Origin of the sequence: Flavimaribacter sediminis (assembly GCF_019492055.1) — a bacterium.
In the GTDB taxonomy this organism is placed as follows: Bacteria; Pseudomonadota; Alphaproteobacteria; order Rhizobiales; family Rhizobiaceae; genus Flavimaribacter; species Flavimaribacter sediminis.
The window spans coordinates 429394-450569 of the sequence record NZ_JAICBX010000005.1 but is presented as its reverse complement, the minus strand read 5'-3'; the positions used below and the strand labels follow the sequence as shown (position 1 = coordinate 450569).

At 56.9% G+C, this 21176-nt stretch carries 19 protein-coding genes; 11 read left to right on the top strand and 8 right to left on the bottom strand.

The window, feature by feature from the left end; genetic code table 11:
- Genes K1W69_RS24065 through K1W69_RS24055 form a run of 3 tightly spaced genes read left to right on the top strand, consistent with a single transcriptional unit; the run spans position 1 to position 2398 of the window.
- Positions 1–1290, top strand: a complete 1290-nt coding sequence (locus K1W69_RS24065; RefSeq protein WP_220230996.1) for an RsmB/NOP family class I SAM-dependent RNA methyltransferase — start codon at positions 1–3, stop codon at positions 1288–1290.
- Positions 1291–1301: 11 nt separating this feature from the next.
- The gene (locus K1W69_RS24060; protein ID WP_220230995.1) at positions 1302–1760 is read left to right on the top strand and encodes a PaaI family thioesterase; all 459 of its coding nucleotides are present in this window, start codon (positions 1302–1304) and stop codon (positions 1758–1760) included.
- Complete coding sequence (locus tag K1W69_RS24055) at positions 1757–2398, top strand: 5'-methylthioadenosine/S-adenosylhomocysteine nucleosidase (protein ID WP_220230994.1); 642 nt, start codon at positions 1757–1759, stop codon at positions 2396–2398. The genes K1W69_RS24060 and K1W69_RS24055 overlap by 4 nt, the downstream gene beginning before the upstream one ends.
- Positions 2399–2728: 330 nt before the next feature.
- On the opposite strand, the gene K1W69_RS24050 is transcribed toward K1W69_RS24055, so the two are convergent.
- Positions 2729–3562 (bottom strand): AraC family transcriptional regulator, encoded by an 834-nt coding sequence (locus K1W69_RS24050; RefSeq protein WP_220230993.1) that lies wholly within the window; start codon positions 3560–3562, stop codon positions 2729–2731.
- Between the two features lie 115 nt (positions 3563–3677).
- On the opposite strand from K1W69_RS24050, the gene K1W69_RS24045 reads away from it, so the two are divergent.
- Both K1W69_RS24045 and guaA read left to right on the top strand, forming a co-directional pair.
- Positions 3678–4874, top strand: coding sequence for an MFS transporter (locus tag K1W69_RS24045; RefSeq protein ID WP_370688302.1), 1197 nt, complete (start codon positions 3678–3680; stop codon positions 4872–4874).
- 82 nt (positions 4875–4956) lie between these two features.
- The gene (gene guaA, locus K1W69_RS24040) at positions 4957–6519 is read left to right on the top strand and encodes a glutamine-hydrolyzing GMP synthase (RefSeq protein WP_220230992.1); all 1563 of its coding nucleotides are present in this window, start codon (positions 4957–4959) and stop codon (positions 6517–6519) included.
- 150 nt (positions 6520–6669) lie between these two features.
- On the opposite strand, the gene K1W69_RS24035 is transcribed toward guaA, so the two are convergent.
- Entirely contained in the window at positions 6670–6939 is a 270-nt protein-coding gene (locus K1W69_RS24035) for a hypothetical protein (protein ID WP_220230991.1), read from the bottom strand.
- Between K1W69_RS24035 and K1W69_RS24030 the strand changes: the two genes are divergently transcribed.
- The 6 genes from K1W69_RS24030 to K1W69_RS24005 all read left to right on the top strand — a co-directional run bounded on the left by K1W69_RS24030 (position 6852) and on the right by K1W69_RS24005 (position 15025).
- Positions 6852–7229: a putative sulfate exporter family transporter gene (locus K1W69_RS24030; RefSeq protein WP_220231039.1), complete on the top strand. Its 378-nt coding sequence runs from the start codon at positions 6852–6854 to the stop codon at positions 7227–7229. The genes K1W69_RS24035 and K1W69_RS24030 overlap by 88 nt on opposite strands.
- Positions 7216–7533, top strand: coding sequence for a hypothetical protein (locus K1W69_RS24025; protein WP_220230990.1), 318 nt, complete (start codon positions 7216–7218; stop codon positions 7531–7533). The genes K1W69_RS24030 and K1W69_RS24025 overlap by 14 nt, the downstream gene beginning before the upstream one ends.
- 183 nt (positions 7534–7716) lie before the next feature.
- Positions 7717–8271, top strand: coding sequence for an OmpA family protein (locus tag K1W69_RS24020; protein ID WP_220230989.1), 555 nt, complete (start codon positions 7717–7719; stop codon positions 8269–8271).
- Between the two features lie 73 nt (positions 8272–8344).
- A complete protein-coding gene (locus tag K1W69_RS24015; RefSeq protein WP_220230988.1) occupies positions 8345–9889 on the top strand; it encodes a DUF4384 domain-containing protein in 1545 nt (514 codons plus the stop codon).
- Between the two features lie 6 nt (positions 9890–9895).
- Positions 9896–14122 carry a caspase family protein gene (locus K1W69_RS24010; RefSeq protein WP_220230987.1) on the top strand — a complete coding sequence of 1409 codons (4227 nt, stop codon included), beginning with the start codon at positions 9896–9898 and terminating at the stop codon, positions 14120–14122.
- 111 nt (positions 14123–14233) lie between these two features.
- A complete protein-coding gene (locus K1W69_RS24005) occupies positions 14234–15025 on the top strand; it encodes a hypothetical protein (RefSeq protein WP_220230986.1) in 792 nt (263 codons plus the stop codon).
- A 264-nt stretch (positions 15026–15289) separates the two neighbouring features.
- On the opposite strand, the gene K1W69_RS24000 is transcribed toward K1W69_RS24005, so the two are convergent.
- The 6 genes from K1W69_RS24000 to K1W69_RS23975 all read right to left on the bottom strand — a co-directional run bounded on the left by K1W69_RS24000 (position 15290) and on the right by K1W69_RS23975 (position 21080).
- Positions 15290–15757: a YbaK/EbsC family protein gene (locus K1W69_RS24000; protein ID WP_220230985.1), complete on the bottom strand. Its 468-nt coding sequence runs from the start codon at positions 15755–15757 to the stop codon at positions 15290–15292.
- Positions 15758–16030: 273 nt separating this feature from the next.
- Positions 16031–16921, bottom strand: a complete 891-nt coding sequence (locus K1W69_RS23995) for a helix-turn-helix domain-containing protein (protein WP_220230984.1) — start codon at positions 16919–16921, stop codon at positions 16031–16033.
- Between the two features lie 47 nt (positions 16922–16968).
- Complete coding sequence (locus K1W69_RS23990) at positions 16969–17340, bottom strand: Zn-ribbon domain-containing OB-fold protein (RefSeq protein WP_220230983.1); 372 nt, start codon at positions 17338–17340, stop codon at positions 16969–16971.
- 5 nt (positions 17341–17345) lie between these two features.
- A complete protein-coding gene (locus K1W69_RS23985; protein WP_220230982.1) occupies positions 17346–18527 on the bottom strand; it encodes a thiolase family protein in 1182 nt (393 codons plus the stop codon).
- A gap of 135 nt (positions 18528–18662) precedes the next feature.
- Entirely contained in the window at positions 18663–19892 is a 1230-nt protein-coding gene (gene zigA / locus K1W69_RS23980) for a zinc metallochaperone GTPase ZigA (protein WP_220230981.1), read from the bottom strand.
- An 87-nt stretch (positions 19893–19979) separates the two neighbouring features.
- On the bottom strand, positions 19980–21080 hold the full coding sequence (locus K1W69_RS23975; protein WP_220230980.1) for an NAD(P)/FAD-dependent oxidoreductase: 1101 nt from the start codon (positions 21078–21080) through the stop codon (positions 19980–19982).
- Positions 21081–21176: the final 96 nt, after the last annotated feature.

The window sequence follows — 21176 nt, the reverse complement described above, 5'->3', positions numbered from 1 at the left end:
ATGCGGCTTGGCGGCAGGATAGCGGCGGCGATCGAGGTGCTGGAAGATGTCGGCGCGCGCAAGCGCCCCGTCGCGGACGCTCTGAAAGACTGGGGGTTGTCGCACCGTTTCGCCGGCTCCGGCGACCGCGCGGCGATCGGCAATATCGTCTATGACGGCTTGCGCAAGAAACAGTCTCTTGGCTGGCTGATGGAGGACGACAGCGCATCGGCTCTGGCCTTCGGCGTGGTGCTGCGGCAGTGGAAGATCGAGCGCGACGTGCTGGTCAAACAGCTGGCCGACGACAAGTTCGCCCCGCAACTGCCCACGCAGGAGAAGCTGGACGGCTTTTTCAAGCGCAAGCTTTCCAAGGCGCCCAAACACATCAAGGCGGATATTCCCGAATGGCTGCAATTCGCCTTCGAGGAGAATTTCGAAGACGACTGGATCGAGGAGGGCAGGGCGCTTGCCGAGCGGCCGCCGCTCGATCTCAGGGTCAATACGCTGAAGGCGGATGTCGCGAAGGTCGCCAAGGCGTTGTCGCGCGCCAGGCCGGAGCGCACGCGGATCGCCCGGCACGGGCTGCGCATCGCCGCCGGAACCGGGCCGGCGCGCCTGCCGAACGTAACGGCGGAAGTCGCCTTTGCCCGCGGCTGGTTCGAAGTGCAGGACGAGGGCAGCCAGGTCGTCTCCGACATGGTGTTCGCGCAACCGGGCGAACAGATCCTCGACTATTGCGCAGGCGGCGGCGGCAAGACGCTGGCGCTTTCGGCGGCCATGGACAACAAGGGGCAGATCCACGCCTGGGACGCCGACCGGACGCGCCTTGCTCCAATTATCGAGCGGCTGAAGCGGGCCGGCACCCGCAACGTCCAGGTGCACGAGGCTGACGAGGATATTTCCGCGCTGGCAGGCCGCATGGACCGGGTGCTGGTGGACGCGCCCTGCACCGGAACCGGCACGTGGCGACGCCACCCCGAAACCAAGTGGAAACTGACGGCGAAGAACCTCGAAGACCGCGTGGAGCAGCAGGAGGAGGTGCTTTCGGCCGCTGCGGAATTCGTGCGGCCCGGCGGCTTCCTGATCTATGTGACCTGCTCGGTCCTGCCGCAGGAAAACGAGGGCCAGGTCTATGATTTCTGCGAGAATGACGGCAGGTTCGAACTGATATCGGCGGGCGAGGTCTGGGAAGACCTGTTTGCTTCGAGCGACCTCAAACCCTGGTCGGCGGATCTGAAGACCATCACATTGACGCCGGCGGCCACCGGCACGGACGGCTTCTTTCTGGCCGTCATGCAACGACGGGATTAGCAGGCATCCTGATGGACAAGTTCAAACCCGCCAATCCGGATTTCCTGAAGCGAACGGCCGAGAGCTTCGAGCGACAGCAGGTGATGAAGACACTGGGCATCCGGGTCGTCAACGTCGACGCGGGGTCTGCCGAACTGGAAATGCCCTATTCGAAAAAATTCACCCAGCAGCACGGGTTTCTCCACGCGGGCATTGTTTCCACCGCGCTTGATTCCGCCTGCGGCTACGCGGCGTTTTCACTGATGGGCGCCGACGCTGCAGTGCTGACGATCGAGTTCAAGATCAACCTGATGGCGCCGGCCAGCGGCGAGCGCTTCCTGTTTCGGGCCGAGGTCACCAAACCCGGCCGCACGATCACCGTCGCCGACGGCAAGGCCTACGCCGTCAAGGCCGATGGCGAAGAAAAGCTGATTGCAACCATGACCGCCACCCTGATGGCCGTCGTCGGACGAGAGGGAATTGAAGGATGAATGACATTCTAAAAGGTGTCGCCGGAAAGAAGCTGCTCTACGTGATGGCGGCCGATCAGGAATATGGCCCACATCTGAAAGAGCGGTTCAACCCGCTTTTCACCGGCGTCGGACCGGTCGAGGCGGCCGTCAAGCTGACGGCGGCGCTGCAGGAACTCGCCCAGGGCGGCAACGCGCCCGACATGGTCGTCAGTCTCGGCTCCGCCGGCTCGGCCAGGCTGGAACAGACGGAGGTCTACCAGGCGACGGCGGTCTCCTACCGCGACATGGACGCCTCGGCGCTCGGTTTCGAACGCGGCGCGACGCCGTTTCTCGAACTGCCGGTAATCGTTGACCTGCCGCTGCGCATCCCCGGCATTGCGGAGGCAAGCCTTTCGACCGGGGCGAACATCGTTTCCGGCAAGACCTATGACATGATCAACGCCGACATGGTGGACATGGAGACCTTTGCGATCCTGCGCGCCTGTCACCATTTCAACCTGCCGCTCATTGGCCTGAGGGGAATTTCGGACGGGGCTGCGGAACTCACCCACGTCAATGACTGGATCGAATATCTCCACGTGGTGGACGAGAAGCTTGCCGAGACGGTCGATATTCTGGAGACATCGATTGGCGAGGGGACGCTTCGGAACGTCTAGAATAAAAATTAATAATTAAAAACAATTACATAAGGCATTTTCACTCAAATCTGGCTTTGTTTCGGTAAATCGCCTTTTTGCGATCTGGCTTCGTTTGGGGAACTGGCTTTGTTTAGGGAATTCGCGTTTTCAGCAATCTGGCTTTGTTTCGGGAATCCGGAATTCTGCATTGGGATAACCGGATCTTGCACATAGCTATTCACCGTTCGAACCGGATTATCATAGCATAGAAGCGTAAAATATGCAGCAACAATGTTTCTGTTATGTTCGCTTGGCTTGTTTTCATGTGCGTGAGGAATGTGGCAGGCCGAATGCGTGCGCTGCAACGACTCACGAAAGCCTTGTCATTGGAAGCCAGGCCCTGGGCGGTTTGCCGAGCATCCGCCTGAACATGGTGGTGAAGGCGGAAACACTGTCATAGCCGAGATCCAGCGCCACGCTGGTCACGGATTCTCCTTCGGCAAGGCGCGGCAATGCGGCGAACAGGCATGCCTGTTGTCGCCAGGTGCCAAGACCAAGCCCGGTTTCCCGCCGGAATGCCTGGGTGAAGCTTCGTCGGCTCATTCCGGCGACGTTCGCCCACTGATCGATTGTCGCCCGCGCACGCGGTTGCCTCAGGAACTCCCTGCACAATGCGGCCAGTCTCGGATCCCGCGGAAACGGCAGAGCCAGCGGTCGTTCCGGCAAGTTCGGAATTTCGTGCAAGAGCAGACCATGCACAAGAGACGCCCTTTCCGTATGCAATTGCGCCGCAGGCAAGCCGGCGGCCGCAACAATCAGACTGCGGGCCAGATCGGTGATCGCGACCACGCGAAGCTGCCTCGGCAAATCTTCGCGCGCCTCCGGCCGGACATAAACCGAGCGCATCTCGACATCGCCCAGCATCTCGACGCTGTGTTCAACGCCTGCAGGCAACCAGATCGCGTGTTCGGGCGGCACCATCCAGCGGCCGCTGGCCGTAGCGACCATAACCACTCCCGAGAAGGCGTAGAGCAATTGAGAGCGACTGTGCTGGTGAAGCGCCACTCTGTGACCATCAGGAAAATCAACCGAATGTGTCAGAACCGGATCATCAGTCGTTTCGATACTGCGCAACAGTTGCAGATCGGGAACGCCGCCGCCCCTGGCGATGCTTGCGGACTGTGAGTCAGCAGGATCTCTCATTTCCATTTCGCCTTCCTCCTTTGCCCACTCGCGAAGATTTTTGACAAAACCACGAAAGAATCTGATCTGCAACTGGCTTATACAGGGCGCCAAACCGAACGAAATGAATGGTATCGTGACGCACTCTTCAGCAATTCAGGGAGCATTTACCCGGCAACCGACCGTCTATGCGGTCATTCTGGCGGTAAGCTTCTGCCACTTTCTCAACGACGTCATGCAGTCGCTGTTGTCGGCGCTGTATCCGATGCTGAAGGTCGATTATGGGCTCGCATTCTGGCAGATAGGCCTGCTGACCCTTGCCTTCCAGGTGACTGCGTCCCTGCTGCAGCCAATGATCGGCATGTATACCGACAAGCGGCCGTTGCCGTATTCGCTGCCGGTCGGAATGAGCTCCACCTTCGTCGGCCTGTTGTTTCTTGCCTTTGCCGGGGAATATTCGCTGCTCGTCATGGGCGCCATGCTCATCGGATTTGGCTCATCCGTGTTCCACCCTGAAGCATCCCGGGTCGCGCGTCTTGCTTCGGGCGGACGCTACGGCACAGCGCAATCGTTGTTTCAGGTCGGTGGAAATCTGGGCACCGCGCTGGGGCCTTTGCTGGCCGCATTCATTGTTGTTCCGCGTGGACAGGGAAGCGTCGCCTGGTTTTCCGTGGCTGCGCTTGTTGGCATTATCGTGCTGACGCGGGTCGGCGCCTGGTACAGCCGGATTTCAACTGCCGGCGCAAACAAGCCTGCAAGGTCGGCGTTTCCCGCCTTGCCGAAACGATCCGTAGTGGCGGCGCTGCTGGTGCTTGTCGCACTGATGTTCTCCAAGAATGTCTATTTGGCCAGCATTTCGAGCTATTACACGTTCTTTGTGATCGAAAAGTTCAATGTGTCAGTTCAGGTATCACAGATGCTGTTGTTCGTCTTCCTCGGGGGAGCGGCCATCGGAACCATTCTCGGCGGGCCGATCGGCGACAGGATCGGCGCCCGCTCCGTGATCTGGTTCTCCATCCTTGGCGTGTTGCCGTTCACGCTGGCGCTTCCTTTCGCCAATCTCTTCTGGACGGTTGTTCTTTCGGGCGTGATCGGACTGGTGCTGGCTTCCGCATTCCCGGCGATCGTCGTCTTCGCGCAGGAACTGGTGCCGGGACGGGTCGGCATGATTGCGGGCGTGTTTTTCGGGCTCGCCTTCGGTATGGCCGGCATCTCTGCGGCGGTGCTGGGAGTCGTCGCGGATGCGAAGGGCATCGAGTTCGTGTTTGTCGTTTGCTCCTTTCTTCCCGCGCTTGGCCTGCTGACCGTGCTCCTTCCCGATTTGCGCCACTGACTTGATCAGCAATCGTGAGCACAGGGACGGCTGAAGGCCATGTGCGCTTGCGTGCGGCGCAACGAATCACTAAAGCCTTGTCATGGAAAGCACAGCCCACCCCGATTCCATCCTCATCGTCGATTTCGGATCCCAGGTCACGCAGCTGATCGCGCGCCGCGTGCGCGAGGCGGGCGTCTTCTGCGAGATCGTTCCATTCCAGTCGGCCGAAGAAGGCTTCCGGCGGTTGAAGCCGAAGGCCGTCATCCTGTCTGGCGGACCGGCCTCGACGTCCGACATCGGATCGCCCCGGGCGCCGCAGCTCATTTTCGACAGCGAAGTGCCGGTTCTGGGCATCTGCTACGGCCAGATGGCGATGTGCGTGCAGACAGGCGGCAAGGCCGAGAGCTCCGACCATCGCGAATTCGGCCGCGCCTTCGTCAAGGTGCTGAAGTCTTCGCCGCTTTTCGAGGGTATTTGGGAGCCGGGCACCCAGCACCAGGTCTGGATGAGCCATGGCGATCGGGTGATCGACTTGCCAAAAGGCTTTGAGGTGCTGGCGGTCTCCGACGGCGCGCCCTTTGCCGCCTACGCCAACGAGGACCGGAAATATTACGGCGTAATGTTCCACCCGGAGGTGGTGCACACGCCCGACGGCGGCAAGCTGCTCGCCAATTTCGTGCACAGGATCGCCGGACTTGAAAGCGACTGGTCGATGGCCGGCTATCGCGAGCAGGCGATCCGCGAGATCCGCGAAAAGGTTGGTGACGGCAGGGTGATCTGCGCGCTTTCCGGCGGTGTGGACTCCTCGGTTGCGGCGCTTCTCATCCACGAGGCGATCGGCGACCGGCTCAACTGCATTCTCGTCGACCACGGCCTGATGCGGAAGAACGAGGCGGCCGAAGTGGTCGCCATGTTTCACGACCATTACAATCTCAATCTGAAGCTGGTCGACGCGTCCGACCGTTTCATATTGGCGCTCGAGGGCGAGGCCGATCCGGAGGTCAAGCGCAAGACCATCGGCAGGCTCTTCATCGATGTGTTCGAGGAAGAGGCGAAGGCGATCGGCGGAGCCGATTTCCTGGCCCAGGGCACGCTCTATCCGGACGTCATCGAAAGCGTGTCGTTTACCGGCGGTCCGTCGGTGACGATCAAGTCGCACCACAATGTGGGCGGACTGCCGGAGCGCATGAACATGCAGCTCGTGGAGCCGCTCCGAGAACTCTTCAAGGACGAGGTGCGGCTGCTTGGCCGCGAACTCGGCCTGCCCGAAAGCTTCATCGGCCGCCACCCGTTTCCGGGGCCGGGGCTTGCGATCCGCTGCCCGGGCGGCGTGACCCGCGAGAAGCTGGACATCCTGCGCGAGGCGGACGCGATCTATCTGGACGAAATTCGCAAGGCGGGTCTATACGACGCCATCTGGCAGGCCTTCGCCGTGCTGCTGCCGGTGCAGACAGTCGGCGTGATGGGCGATGGGCGCACCTATGAATATGTCTGTGCGCTGAGGGCCGTGACCTCCGTCGACGGCATGACGGCGGATTTCTACCACTACGACATGGATTTTCTCGGCCGCGCCGCCACCCGCATCATCAACGAGGTGCGGGGCATCAACCGCGTGGTCTACGACGTGACGTCAAAACCCCCCGGCACGATCGAGTGGGAGTGAGGCCCGACCCGTAAGACGAATGGGTCCAGCGGACCAATTTGTGGGGCGTACGTCAGTGGTTGTTGGTATAATTTTGACAGAATAGTAAATGTAAAACTTGAAGATTGGGATAAAAGCGCTGCCTTAGGAGAAAGGCCGCGCTAATACTTATCAGCTTGCCTTTCTGTTCAACATGCGCTTGGCGCTTGCGAGCGGAATAGCGGATGTGCCGTATATTGGACCATAGCCCGAGCCTGGCTCGTATTCGTGACGCACTTTTTCATCTCCTTGACCCGTGAAAATTACCCGAAAACCGTTGATGATTTCATCAGTTACTTCGACGGGTTGAGAGCCTGCAAGCCAATCTCCGTAGTAGGCCGACCCATCTCCATCGCGCAAAACAATCTCGAAATAATTCTGCCCAACCATCTCAAAGAGCAAATCGAGGTGGCCTCCCGCTCTTCGTGATCGGTTTTGCAGCGGTGACCACCGCGAACAGCCTTGGGCTGATACCCAAGCCTGTTACAACCGGCGCCGTCAGTCTCTCGTCATGGCTGATGGTGATCGACATATCCGCCCTGGGCGTGAAAACCAACTTGATGGCGATGCTTGAACTCGGTTGGCGCCATGTTGCCGTAGTGGTGGTGGAAACACTGTTTTTACTCGCAATGGCATTTATCGCTCTTAAAAGCGGCTTTGTCATGGAAACCCTTTCGCATGCTTCCATCTGATACTTTTACGTCCTTCCCGAGCGGCGTGGACAACGTGTATTGCTTCGACGTGGACCGGTCTGCACTTGAGGGCTACGGAGGTCATGGTATTTTCAGTTATCTTGTGCTTGAGGCTCTTAGTGCTGCAGATGCTGACGAAGGCGGTCAGCTGGCGGTGACCGAATTTGCCGCCTATATCGAAACTGAACTACCAGAGGTCAGTTTCGAAGTCTTCCAACACCGTCAAGTTCCCAAAGCGAACGTATCGGTCTACTCCTTCTCTTTAGGCAATAAAATGCTAGTATTGAGCCCGACTGCGCAGTGAACTGTTCCGATTTCAGCCGAATTTGAAAAGTTTGAAAAGAGAACCGGTTGGATGAAATATTTATGTGTTGTTTTGGGTTGAGATTTTATAATCAATATTCTCGCGCTTGCCGCAAGCTCGACGGATTGTAATGTTTCTGTCACCCGTGAGTGTAGGGTTGTATTCGTTTGGGGGATTAAGAAGATGATAAAACTCGCGACCAGGTTTGGACTCGCGTTGGCTGCAGCCATCATGTTTGCCAGCGTAGTGCCTACATTGGCCCAGTCTCCATCAGCTGCCGATATTATCAAGGCCCTGCGGCCCAAAGCGCCTGACAAAATAACCAGCTCCAGAAGTCCGGATGGTTTATTCAACGAGCGAGGTATTGACGCCGAAGACGAAGAGGAAGTTCCCTCTATCGACATTCGCGTGAATTTCGCCCTCGATTCCATAAAACTTGAAAACGAAACATTGCTGACATTGCGAGCGCTGGGAAATGCGCTGGCCAGCAATGAGCTCTCCAATCAGGATATCGAGATAGTGGGGCATACCGATGGACGCGGCTCCGACGAATACAATGACCGATTGTCAAAGCGCCGTGCTGCTGCGGTTGTTGCCTTCATCCTGGAAAACTTCGAAGTGGATCGTGACCATATCAAATCTGAGGGGCGTGGCGAACAGGAATTGCTCTATCCCGAAGATCCGGAAAACGATCTCAACAGGCGGGTGGAAATCCGCAATGTGACTGCGTTGGAGTAAGAGAGGTTTCTCTTTTTCATGCGCCTGGTTTCTATGGCGCTAAAGACTGCAGATCCGTTTGTGGAGACATAAGATGTTAGTACGCCAAACAGCTTGCGTCACTTTGGTTCTTTGGCTGCTGGGCGCAATGCCCAGCTTTTCTCAAGATTTCTCAGAATATGGAACCGGACTTCTTCCAACGCCTCCGGATATTCTGGCGACCATTCCGCCAGCACCGACCAGGCGCGCGTTTTTACCGGAATCTGTTGATTTGAGCGATAGATTTCCTATGCCAGGGAACCAAGGGCGGCAAGGTTCTTGTGTTGCTTGGGCTGTGGGATACGCAGCCCGATCCTACTATGATTCTCAGCCCCGAAGTGGCCGCACGCTATCAAGGAGCGAGATACCAAGCCCGGCTTACATCTATAATTCTTTGGCACCGAGTTGCTGCGGATGCGGTACAAGTATTTTCCTTGCACTCGATTTGCTGGAGAATGGTGGATCGTTGTCGTTCGCTCAAATGCCGTACGATCAAAATAAATGCGACGCTCCAAGTTCATCACAAAAGGCTGCCGCCAACAAATTTAAGATAAGCGGGTATCATTTTCTTGCACCGGCCAGCGAATATGGCGGCGATCTTGAAAAGACCCGAAAGGCGCGCTTGAATCTTGTTCGTCAAGAGTTGGCTTTTGGGCACCCGGTTATTTTCGGCGCGACATTGACGACGACATTTCTAGGCCGAAAAACTTGGCTAGGGGATGGTAGCGAGTATTGCGGCGAAGAGCGCTGCGGTAGTCACGCTATGACATTCACCGGCTATGATGACCGTAAGAAAACACTTAAGTTCATTAATTCATGGAGCACAAAGTGGGGCCAAAACGGCTTCGCCTACATGACATATGATGCCTTCATGAAACATGTAAACTCGGCATACGTCCTGCGTATGCCGTTTGAACCTGAGCCGCCCAAGCCGCTTCCTACACCCACGCCCGAGGATTTCAATATCAGCTTGCCAGATATGGATTGTGGCGGGGTTATTATTGAGCGGGAAGGGCGGAACTTCAAACTGACTGGATTTGCCGGCAAGCAGGAAGATGTCGACGCGATTAAGCGCGCTGTTGCGTCTCGCGATGATGTAACTGTGGAAGTCGATTTAAGGCCATGGCCGCAATGCGAAACCCTGATGACGCTGCGCAATGTGCTTGCCGATAAGCGGAAGCCCGAGGTCGAGTTCGGCAGGGACGTCTACCATGTCGGGGAGTTGCTGGAATTCGATGTCTCAATGGCCGATTATCAAGGCTATCTACACATTGCTTACATCCAGGCTGACGGTAAGGTTGTTAACCTTGTGCAATCAAGCCCCACGACATTGAAAACCCTTTTTCCCTCCCAAAAGCTCCGGTTCGGAGATGGAAAGGAAGGGCGCGCGAAGTTCACCGTCTCACCCGAGCCGCTGGGTGAGGAAATGGTGGTCGTTATTGCTTCCAAAAGCCCTTTGTTCGATGAGAAACGTCCCAAGATAGAGGTCGAGCGCGATTTCTTGTCTGCCTTGCGCGAGGCGGTCATTTCCAGACCGGATACCTCATCTCCCGAGCGCCTTGTTACTGCAGACTATTTCATTTTGACAACGAAAAGGTGAACGCCTATGCGCGCACTATGTCTCTTGCTGTTTGCAATAGCGTATTTTTCAATCCAGTTTGCAAGTGCAGAAGTACTTCAAGGCAAGTTTCGGGTCGAACATCGCTCGGAGACTTTGTCCGCTCGGGAGGGCCCCGGCCCGTCTTTTCCGATCTCAGGACAAATTCCTGCTGGTGAGATCGTTGATGAACAGGCGCGCGATGGTAAATGGGTGCAAATTCGCCGAAAGAACGGCGAAACGCATTGGGTTTTTAGTGCCTATTTGAAGCCTGTTGAAGCCTGTGCCTTCAAAAGAGCCGACCTTGACGCGGCTTCTCCGATGGACCTTGAGGAAGGGGGGACGTTAACGGCGCTCGCGTTCGACCCTTTGGGCGAGCTCTATTTTTCCGGTTCTCAAGACGGCGCCATCCGAATTCATCGCCGAAGCGACGGAGCCGTTATCGAACGGCTGAAGCGTGATCGTGGCCGCGGCGCAATAAAATCTCTTGAGGTGAGCCAGGATGGGGCGGAGTTACTGGTAGCGCAGGGTGATCAAAATATTGTTTCGTGGGACATCGCTGTCACATGTGTAGTAAAAAAAGTCTACCTTGGCCGTCTTACCGATGAAGGTTTGATATCTGCCAGGTATCTAGACGATGGCACCAAGGTTCAGGCGTATTCAGATCAAAGCGTGACAGTATGGGACCAGAAAACTGGAAACGTTTTACCCAAGTTATCTGCCTACTACCATGAGTTCGACGATTATGAGAAATATGACAACACCCTCCTTTCAGCCGAGCGCCATTCACTGGCATTTTTTTCAGGACTTGGACGTAACAGACAATTTAAAATAATTGATATTCAGACCGGGGCGCTGCTTTCACGGTTTAGTGTCGAGGTGATGGACAGCCAAACCTTTGGCACTTTCGATTACGCACCAGACAGTGGGCTCGCACTTTTTGTCAGTAAAGGAATCTGGGCAGGATTCTTTCATGTCATTATTGCAGACAAAGCTGGAAATCTGGTTTTTGATTACGAATCCCAAGCTCAAATTAAGTCAGCGCTATTCATGCCGGACGAAACAGCGTTCCTGGTCGTTCAAGATGACGGAACAGTCCTCAAGGTTGACGTGACATCGCAAAAAGTCAGCGAATTTTTCGGCGAGGAACAATCGCCCGTGTCCCTAATCGCGTTCCACGATGGCCTAGAGCACGCTCTGATTGGCTTCAAGAACGGCGATACTCGCTTGATCCGTACCGACGAATTTAATGCACCCTCGAAGGAGGCGAATCGAGAATTTAAAACATACAGGCTGCCAACCGGACAGGTAGTCAACGAGTTGAAGAGAAAGTCAACCTGGAGGATGGTGGAAGCTGCGCCAGACCAACAGGGCTGGGTGCCGAGTACATTCCTACAGGCCGCCAACTCGAATGAAGCAGATTTCACGCCTGATGCTTTAGATCATGAAGTCTCCTTGACGGTAGACGCCGCCTCGATAGAACTGCAGACAGAACAGTTTGTATTTTCGCCTGAAGGGGACTTTCTCTACGTTCTCACCATCAATGATTTGGATATGACCTCGGGGCCGATCCTTGTTTACTCCACGAGGAAAGGAGTTCTCGTGGACATGATTGATATCCCGATGGAGTTCAAAAACTTCAAGGCCATACTCGATGGCGAGAACATGCTTGTTCTCGGCTCAGTCGATTACGCAGGCGAAGCAGGAGGTGCCCGACGTTGGGCCAGCCTGGAAATAGACATTGCCACACGCTCTATCAAAAGGGTGCGCTATTTCGGCATTTCTGTGAGCTATTATAACATGATAGGCGGTAGCGGCAGGCAGATTTTAGTCCGCAACCACGAGAGTGGAGAATTCGCTGTCATAGATCCTTACACTGGTGTTGTTGTGGAGAACCTCGGAGAACGCGCTTCGGGTTATCATGGAATGTTAAGCGGAAATGGGAAGTATCTCGTGGCCGCTGGTGAGAATATCGTGGGTGTCTGGGATGTTGCCACCGGGGAAAGGTTGGCGGGCAGCGACCGGGAAGGGGTCGAGTATGTTTGTGCATTGCCAACCCCGCGCTCAACGCGTGTGTTTGTATGCAAAAACGGAAAAATACAGCTTTTAGATTTACGTCGCGAAGAGATCGTCTTTGAAATCTCCCCTGGCCTTCAGTTTGGAGGGCTAAGATTATCCCCGGATGGGAAAAGACTGTTTCATTATACCAGGGATTCCGAAGGCGGTGTTTTACAGATTTTCGACGGCTCAGATGGCGCGCTTATCGACGCGGTCGATCTGACAAACGATTATTATGGTGGGTTGACGGTCAGTCCGAATGGAGAATTTGTCGCGGTTCGTAACTCCATAGGACTGGGCTTCAAAATTGCCGATGTATCGGGACAGGACATCGCGAGTTGGAAAGCTGAGACCAAGTTGCCTGTGCAGATGTGGTTTTCGGATGATGGGCGATTTTTGTCTGTTGATTACGTCTGGGCAAATCTGGACGAAGGGACGGATAGCAATACTGATCGTTTTATCTGGGACCTTTCACTTGCAAAGGATGTTGACTGGGACGATCCACCAGACTTCGAAAACATATCCCCTAAATTTGAAGGTAACTTTTTCTCATTTGGTTTTTACCAAAGAGATAGCGACGTTGCGAGTTGGAGCCAAATGCAGCTCCTCGGCGCTGAAGCTGCTGATAATGGCTCCGCGCTAATCAATATTATGCCGGACGGCGTTTCGCACCTCACAGGAACTTATACCGAGATCGAACAATTTTTCGATATGACATCTGAAGAAAGCGATCTATTTCAAAGCCATCAAGCGCCTGTGAGTTGGCTATCCTTCGGCAAGGGAACCTCATCCGGAATTGTAGCCAGCGCGTCTTCCGGGGACGGAACAGTCAGGTTGTGGAATATCAAAACCGGCAAGGAAATCGCGCTTCTTTCCGTTTTCAGCGACAACTCATGGCTTATTCTGACTCCAGAAGGTTTTTTCAATGCTTTCGGCGGCGGCGAAAAGCATCTGACCGTTGTTCGCGGTCAGGATGTCGTTCCACTGGATCGGGTCTATGATGCGCTTTATCGCCCCGATCTGGTTCTGGAAGCCCTTCGTGGCGATCCCGATGGAAAATTGCGGGATCAGGCGGGAGCGATGAACCTCCGCTCTATCCTGGATGGGGGGAGCCCACCGGAGGTTGCACTGTCCTCACCGGGCGGCGATGTAACAGACAAGAACACACTCAACATGACGCTCTCCATCAAGTCGCTTGATGGGGGGATCGGTAGAGTTGAAGTTCGCACCAATCAGGCTACACAATTTGTAGATAACGTTGATGCGCAGCATTCAGAGGGCAAGATAGAGCTTCAAGTGCCAGTCTACCTTTCCCAGGGTGCAAACCAGATTGAGGCGATTGCCTATAACAAGCTGAACCTAATCGCCTCCTCTGCGGCCTCAATTGAAATCACCTCAACCGCAAAGCCAAGTCCGAACTCGACGCTGCATGTATTTGCAGTCGGTATTGACGCCTATGAAAACGAGCGCCTCAATTTAAACTATGCGGTCAACGACGCCGAGAAGATTTCGCAGGCGCTGGCCGAGGTGGGGAATGCTGAATTTGAGCAAATCAAAATCCACACGCTGTTGAACCAAGATGTCACACTGGACAAGTTGGATACCGTCTTTACCAGCTTACGCGGGGACGTGAAGCCAGACGACGCATTTGTCTTTTTTGCCTCTGGTCACGGTAAAACGATAGACGGTCGCTACTACTTCATCCCCCACGATTTTACAGGTAGGTCGCTGGACGCGCTGCAACTGAACGGCATATCCCAAGAACAATGGCAAAAGTGGTTTACCTCCATTTCCGCAAAGCAATCGCTGCTACTTTACGATACCTGCGAGAGCGGCACGCTTGCCAACAATAGCGGAGCGCAGCTTGAAGGTCGCGGCGCGGTGGAAAGGCTGACGCGCGCGGTCGGTCGTACAGTTATTGCTGCGGCTTCAGATACGCAGGCCGCGCAGGAAGGTTATGGAGGGCACGGATTGTTCACCTATACCCTGTTGGAGGCTCTGGGTGCAGGGGACCGGGACGATGATGGCCTGATCGAGGTGAACGAGTTGGCATCGTATGTCAGCGACAATGTGCCCGAAATCGCCGACGAAAAGTTTCACACACGGCAGGTTCCCAAGGCTCTTATCGATGGATTTTCCTTTGCGCTTGGCCGTCCAACGCAAGTGATCAGGCCATAATGGAGGATTGTCAGGGGCTTGCCGCAAAGCATATTAAGAAAATGCCGAGAGACTGGTTGATCGAAGGGGGGCGCTTTTCAACACATTCCCAAATATGATCCGGATAGTGTGATGTCGTTGCTGAAGTATTATGGCGTTGAACAAGCGATGAAACTGGTTGTGCTCGTTCCTGCGATCTGTCTTCTCGGTTGCCTTCCCGCACTTGCTGAGCCGTCTTGTGAGGTGCTCAACGACCTGTATCAGAACAAGTATATCGAAGATTTTTCGATCAATCGGGGCGCTTTTGACTTTGGTCGTGAGGCGCGGTTTGACTGTGGGGGATTTGACAGGAATTTCATTATGGCGCGGGCCATCCATGACCTTGAAACATTGAAACCGGTAAAGGGCGACGACCCCGATTATTACAGCGACGTTTCTCAAGTCATGAACCTGCCTAACAACATGATGTCGTATGTTGACGCGCTTGTTCATTGGCCCGATGCCGAGGCACGCACGATGCATGAAGGACCTGCCTCGGCGATATTCTATACAGACCGTATGATACGGTCCCGGGAGCGCTTTCGCCCGACATATTCGCTGGTGCATGAGGCTCGGCACACCCTGAAGCACAAAGAGTTTAACGGGCAACCTATTCCCGATGAGCCCGGTCACGTTTTGTGCACGCGCGGAAAACACCAAGGCAAAAGGGCGTGCGATGCGCGACTATCTAAGGAAGATGAACTCGTCTGGGGTAGCGGCAACAGCCATGAATTCCTATTTCTCATCTTTGTCAGAGACCACCCCAATGCATCAAAACAAATTCGCCGCGAGGCGCGCGAACAATTGAGTTATCTCGCAACGCACATGTTCAACGCATTGGACCCGGGAATACTGCATTATTATGGCGTCGAGCTGGAGAGGTGAAAATTGACGAGCGCACAAGGTGGTACAGCTCGGAAGCTCAAATCTCTACCTTGCGCCCATCACGGAAACGTGAATAGATGAAAAATTTAGTCAATTCAATAACTTAGAAAAGTGACGGTATTTTTGACGGTATCTTTGCGGCAGTTGTAAGAAACATCAAATTATTCAATACCTTACGTTCCAATGAAATGATGGAGTGGGAGTGAGGGGCGGAGCGGGCGACGCGCGGCGGAACTGACTGATTTGACCTACAATCCTCTGCCCTTATACCTGTTCATCCTTGCAGACGTCGACCCACCTGGCTCCGACGAGCTCTGCAAAGCGGAGGGGTGGAATGCGTATGGCCGCATGAGTTGAGCCGGCCGATGTGACGACCTCATCAAACCTCTTCAGCCGGTTGTCGAAGTAGACCGGAAGCACAGCCGCCATGCACAGCGGCGTGATTCCGCCCTGGGGGTGGCCGGTGATGTCGGAGGCTTCCGACGCGGGCAACATGCGACCCTTTCCGCCCAGTACGTTCTTGATCTTGCGATTGTCGAGCCGGGAATCGCCACACGCAACAACGATCGCGACACTGTCGCCGACTTGCAGGGTGAGCGTCTTGGCGACCTGCGCCGGCAGCACTTTCCATTCGCGCGAGATATATTCGGTCGTATGCGCTTCCGGAAGCTCGACGACAGACAGTTCGGGCGCTCGCGCGGCCAGATAGTCACGCATCCGGGCGGCCGTCATGACCCTGCTCCGGCAGGAGATTGTGTTTCCAGTTGCGGACGCGTTGCCCGAAGCCAGCGCTGATCTTTCGGGAGTCGCTCGGGTGCTTCAAGGCCTTCGCGGTCAAAAGCGACGAAGACGTCGTGCGCCCGCATGCCATCGCCTTCGCAAAGGACAGATCGGAGTATTCCTGTTTGCGGCGGCATCGTCTGCTGTTCCTTTCGCAAAGCGCTTTCGTTCGCATTGAAGGGTACACGCTGACGCCGCCCGCATATTGAACGACTGTGATTCCTCTTATCCGTTGAAATTGACGCGTCGCCACTGAAGCGGAGACATGCCGAATGCGCTGCGAAAGCGCCGCGTCATGTGACTTTGATCCGCAAACCCTGCATCGAGCGCCGCCTCGGCCAGGGGCATGCCGGATCCAAGCCGGGTGCGTACGAGGTCCAACTGCCGCATGGTGCGGAAGCGGCTCGGGCTGGTTCCGAAGACTGTTCGAAAGTCGCGGGCAAGGCGCCATCGGTCAGTATCCGCCAAACGTTCCAGTTCCACGATGTCGAGCCGCCGGCCTGGTTGGTCGGCGATGGCGTCGCGCACGTCCTGCAAGCGGCTGAACGACGAGGAAATTGGTCGCTCGGGTCGATGGCTTCCCGCCGCGGCCTCGAGACGCTCGATCAGATCGACCACCAGTTCTGTGAGCGCGACTTCGTCCGTGGCGTCAGGATCCCAGAGCCGGTCAAACAGCGAGATCCAGGCTGCGTCTGCAGCGAGAACCGGATTGCCCACGAACGGAAGCGCGCGGCCCCCCAAAGCCTGCTGCAGCAGGCGCGGATCGAAATAGGTGATCCGGTAACCGAAGCCATCCGCGCCGCCGGCCGCTCCGTCATGCAACTCGTCCGGAAACAGGATGTGGATCTGTCCGGGCCGGGCCGTATGGCGGCGTCCCCGGTAGTGAAAACATTGAAGGCCATGCAGCGTAACGCCAACCGCGTAGTCGTCGTGTCGGTGCATCGAGTAAGGCGCGCCGTGGAAGAAGGCTTCCATGCGCCGAACGCCGGATGTCCCGTCATCCCACGTGCGAACCCTGTCTCCCGAACGGCAATCCGGTCCCTGCGCCATGGACTTGCGGTTTGTGCGACTCCGATTTCCCGGCTTGTTCATCCTGGTCGAACCAGGCGGTTTCATTGAATCGTTGTCCATTGCTCCTGAACAGAATGTCAGGCCAAAGATATCTACTCCGGCGTAAAGAACGGTATTTGCCGCCCGTCCGGCCCTTGCTGAAACGTCACCTGAACGCGCTGGCCGATTGCGACGGCCGTCAGGTCATCGGCAACGATATTCGTCATCATGATCGGCCCCTCGTCGAGCTTTACATAGGCGAGACAGTAGGGCGGATCGGCGCGGTGGGACAGGGAGCAAGAATAGATGGATCCCTTGCCGGTTGCCTCGAACCATTCCGTCTTCCCGCCGGTGAAGGGGCTGCGCTCGCGGGGATAATGAAACGCCTTGCCGGTGTCGATGCAGCGCTTGAGCATCAGCGCGCCGCGCTCTGCGCCTTCAAAGAACATGGCGATTTCGTCCGCCGGACTTGCTTCGGCCGTCATCCTGCTCACTCCCGTTCCAGTATAAGCGTCGAGGCGCCGTGGCGCCCGCCGAGTTGGCCTCCGGTGCCATGGGCGAGCGCAAGGGCGCAGTCGCGAACCTGAACGGCCGGGTGGGCCTCGCCGCGCAATTGCCGCACCGCCTCGATAATCTTCGTCATGCCGCCGCGGTTGGCGGGGTGATTGCTGCACAGACCGCCGCCGTCCGTGTTCACGGGCAACTTGCCGACCCCGGAGATCAGGCCGCCGTCAGATACGAATTTCCCGCTTTCGCCCGGCTTGCAGAAGCCGAGATTTTCCAGTTGCACCATGACTGTTATGGTGAAGCTGTCGTAGAGCGACGCGTACTGGATGTCGTCCGGAGTTACGCCGGCTTCGTCGAAGGCTTCAGCTCCGGATTTGACGCCGCCCGATTCCAGAATATCAAAATAGCCGCCATTGAGTTGTCTGACGGAGAATCCCGTGCCGATCGGCGTGACCAGCGGGCGCTTGAGGCTCTTTGCGACATCGGGGTGCACGACCACGAGCGCGCCGCCGCCGTCCGACACCACACAGCAGTCCAGCCGGTGCAGCGGATCGGTGATCATGGGGGAGTTGATGACGTCTTCGACGGTCACCACGTTGCGCAGCATGGCGTGCGGATTGTGCTGGGCGTGGTGGGAGGCGGCGACCTTCACCCAGGCCAATTGTTCCGAAGTGGTGCCGTATTCGTACATGTGGCGTTTGGCCACCATGCCGTACATGTTCGTCACCACCGGGCGGTACGGCGACTCGAAGGGCGACTCCGTCGTGTCGTTGGCGCTTCCCTGGCTCAGATCCGGACGCGTCGCCTCGGCGCGGGGACGCCCGGCCAGAGTGATGAGGGCCACGCGGCATTTGCCGGCCGCAATGGCCTGCACGGCATGCGACACGTGATTGACGTAGGCCGAGCCCCAGCTTTCGGTTGAATCCAGGTGGCGCAGATTGAGGCCCATATACTCGACGATAGAGAAGGGGCCCGTGCCTGGCGCCGACCATCCGGTGATGTCGCCCGCGCAGAAATATCCGTCGACATCCGAGAGACTGAGCCCGGCGTCTTCCAGCGCGCCTATTGCGACATCGGCGTGAAGCTGCGCGACCGATCTGTCCACCGCTTTGCGCGTGGGGTGTTCATAGGCGCCCACGATGTAGGCCTGGCCCTTGAGGCTCATTCATTCTCCTCCCGATTGGATTGCCGCTCGCCGCTTTAACACAAATCACATCCGCGGTGTCAATATAGCGCAGATGGGTCTTGCGCGCCTGGTCGGCGCGGCTGTGGGCGAGATCGGGAGAAGCGCCGTTGACTATCAGGCTGCGTTCGAAACGCCCCAGCGCGGAAACGGATCCGGCAGGTCACGAAAGGCGGTTGGATCGAACTCCTCGATCTCGTCCTCGACAAGGCAGCGATCGAGTTCGGCGCGGATAGACGCCTCGTCCATGCCCGTTCCGATGAAAACAATTTCCTGGCGGCGATCTCCCCAGGTGTCGTCCCAGTTGCGGCGAATCATGTCCCGCCATTCCGGGTGATCCGGCCAGCGCGATGTCGGCGTCGCGCTCCACCAGCGCCCCATGGGCGTGACGCGGGCGAGGGCTCCGGCGAGGGAAAACTCGCCAACCCAATCCGGACGCGTCGCCAGCCAGAAATGTCCTTTTGCGCGGATCAGGCCCGGCCAGGTCGCGCCGATGAAGTTGCTGAAGCGTTCGGGATGAAACGGCTTGCGCGCCCGGTAGACGAAACTGCCGATGCCATATTCCTCGGTTTCCGGGACGTGATCCGCAAAACCGTAAAGCTCTTTCGCCCAAAGCGGATGCATTTCCGATTTCGCTTCGCTGTAGAGGCCTGTGTCGAGGACATCATCAAGCGCGACGTGTCCGAAGTCGGTCTCGATGATCCGCGCGTCGGCGTTCAGCGATTTGACGACCTTGCGAACGTTGGCGAGCTGCTCGGGCGAAACATCGGACTTCTTGTTGATGACCACGACATCGGCGAATTCGATCTGCTCGACATGCAGGTCTATGAGCGTGCGATTGTCGTCCTCACCGGCTGTTTCGCCACGATCGCGCAGGAATTCGTTCGAGCCGTATTCCCGCAGCAGGTTCACGGCGTCGACCACGGTCACCATGGTGTCCAGCCTAGCGATATCGGACAGGCTTTGCCCGTTTTCGTCGCGAAACGAAAACGTGCTGGCGACCGGGAGCGGCTCGGCAATGCCGGTTCCTTCGATCAGCAGATAGTCGAACTTGCCTTCCTCGCTGAGCCTGCGGACCTCGACCAGCAGGTCGTCGCGCAAGGTGCAGCAAATGCATCCATTGGTCATTTCGACCAGTTTTTCGTCCGTGCGGGACAGGTCCGCTCCGCCGTCGCGCACGAGATCGGCGTCGATATTGACCTCGCTCATGTCGTTGACGATAACCGCGACGCGCTTGCCGGCGCGGTTGTTCAATACGTGGTTCAAAAGTGTCGTTTTGCCCGATCCGAGAAAGCCTGAAAGCACGGTGACAGGCAACAGGTTGCTGACAGACTGGGATTGCTGCATGATCCATCCATATACAATGTTATAACGTAACAAATACGATAGTGACCTGTACATGCGGCTGTCAAGACTGCTGCGTATGTATCGATCCTAGATCGCCTTCTGAACGCGGACCAGCACCTCGTCGGCGAGAGCCAGTGACGCAGTCAAACCGGGCGACTCGACGCCGAACAGGTTAATGACGGCGCCGGCTCGGTCGTCGATAACGAAATCGGCGACGCCGTCCGTCATGGCTTTGGGGCGAATGCCACAATAGTCGGCGTAGAGGGCGCCGTCGGGCAGACCCGGCCAGTATTTGCGAATGGCGTCATAGAATGGCTCCCTGCGCTTTTCGTCGACCGAATAGTCGATGTCAGGGCCGTCGAGCCATTCCACGTCCGGACCGAAGCGGACGCGTTGTCCAAGATCGAGCGTCAGGTGAACGCCGAGACCGCCTGGCTCGGGAACGGGGTAAATGAGGTGCGAGAATGGCGCCTTGCCCGTCAGGCCAAAATAGTTGCCTTTTGCATAGCGCATTTCCGGAATGGCGCAATTCGCCCCTTCGATGCTTCCCGCGACCCTGGCTGCGCCCAGACCCGCCGCGTTGACGAGAACGCGGCAGACGATTGTCGAGGGCTCCGCTCCTCCGACGTCCAGTTCGACGGCGTTGCCGTCCGTCCTGCCGGACAGAACCGGCGAATGGAATGAGATGACGGCGTGATGGTCTTCCGCCTCGCCCTGCAGCGACAGCATGTATCCGTGCGTGTCGATGATGCCGGTGCTGGGCGAAAACAGCGCCGCGCAGGCGTTCAATTCGGGCTCGATGCGGCGGACGGCGGCGGCGTCCAGTATCTCGAGGTCATCGACTCCGTTGCGCGCGGCGTTGCCCGCAATCTCCTCCAGAGCGGCCCGTTCGCTCTCCCTCGTCGCGACCACAAGCTTGCCGATTCGTTTGTGTTCGACGCCGCGCTGTTCACAATAGCGATAGAGCTGGTTGCGTCCCCTCACGCAGAGCGCGGCCTTCATGGAATGCTGGCGATAGTAGAGGCCTGCATGAATGACCTCGCTGTTGCGGCTGGACGTTTCCGTTCCGATTGCGCCGGCGGCTTCCAGAACAATGACGTCAAGTCCGCTCAAAGCCAGGCTACGCGCCACGGCAAGTCCGACGACGCCGGCTCCCACGACGACGATATCGACGTCGACGTCCTTCATCTTACCGGGATCATCCTCGCATATGGCATAGAGAGCTGTTGTCCTGACCTGACTTCCGGGCGATCAATCGGCTTCTACTCTGATAATATATCCACC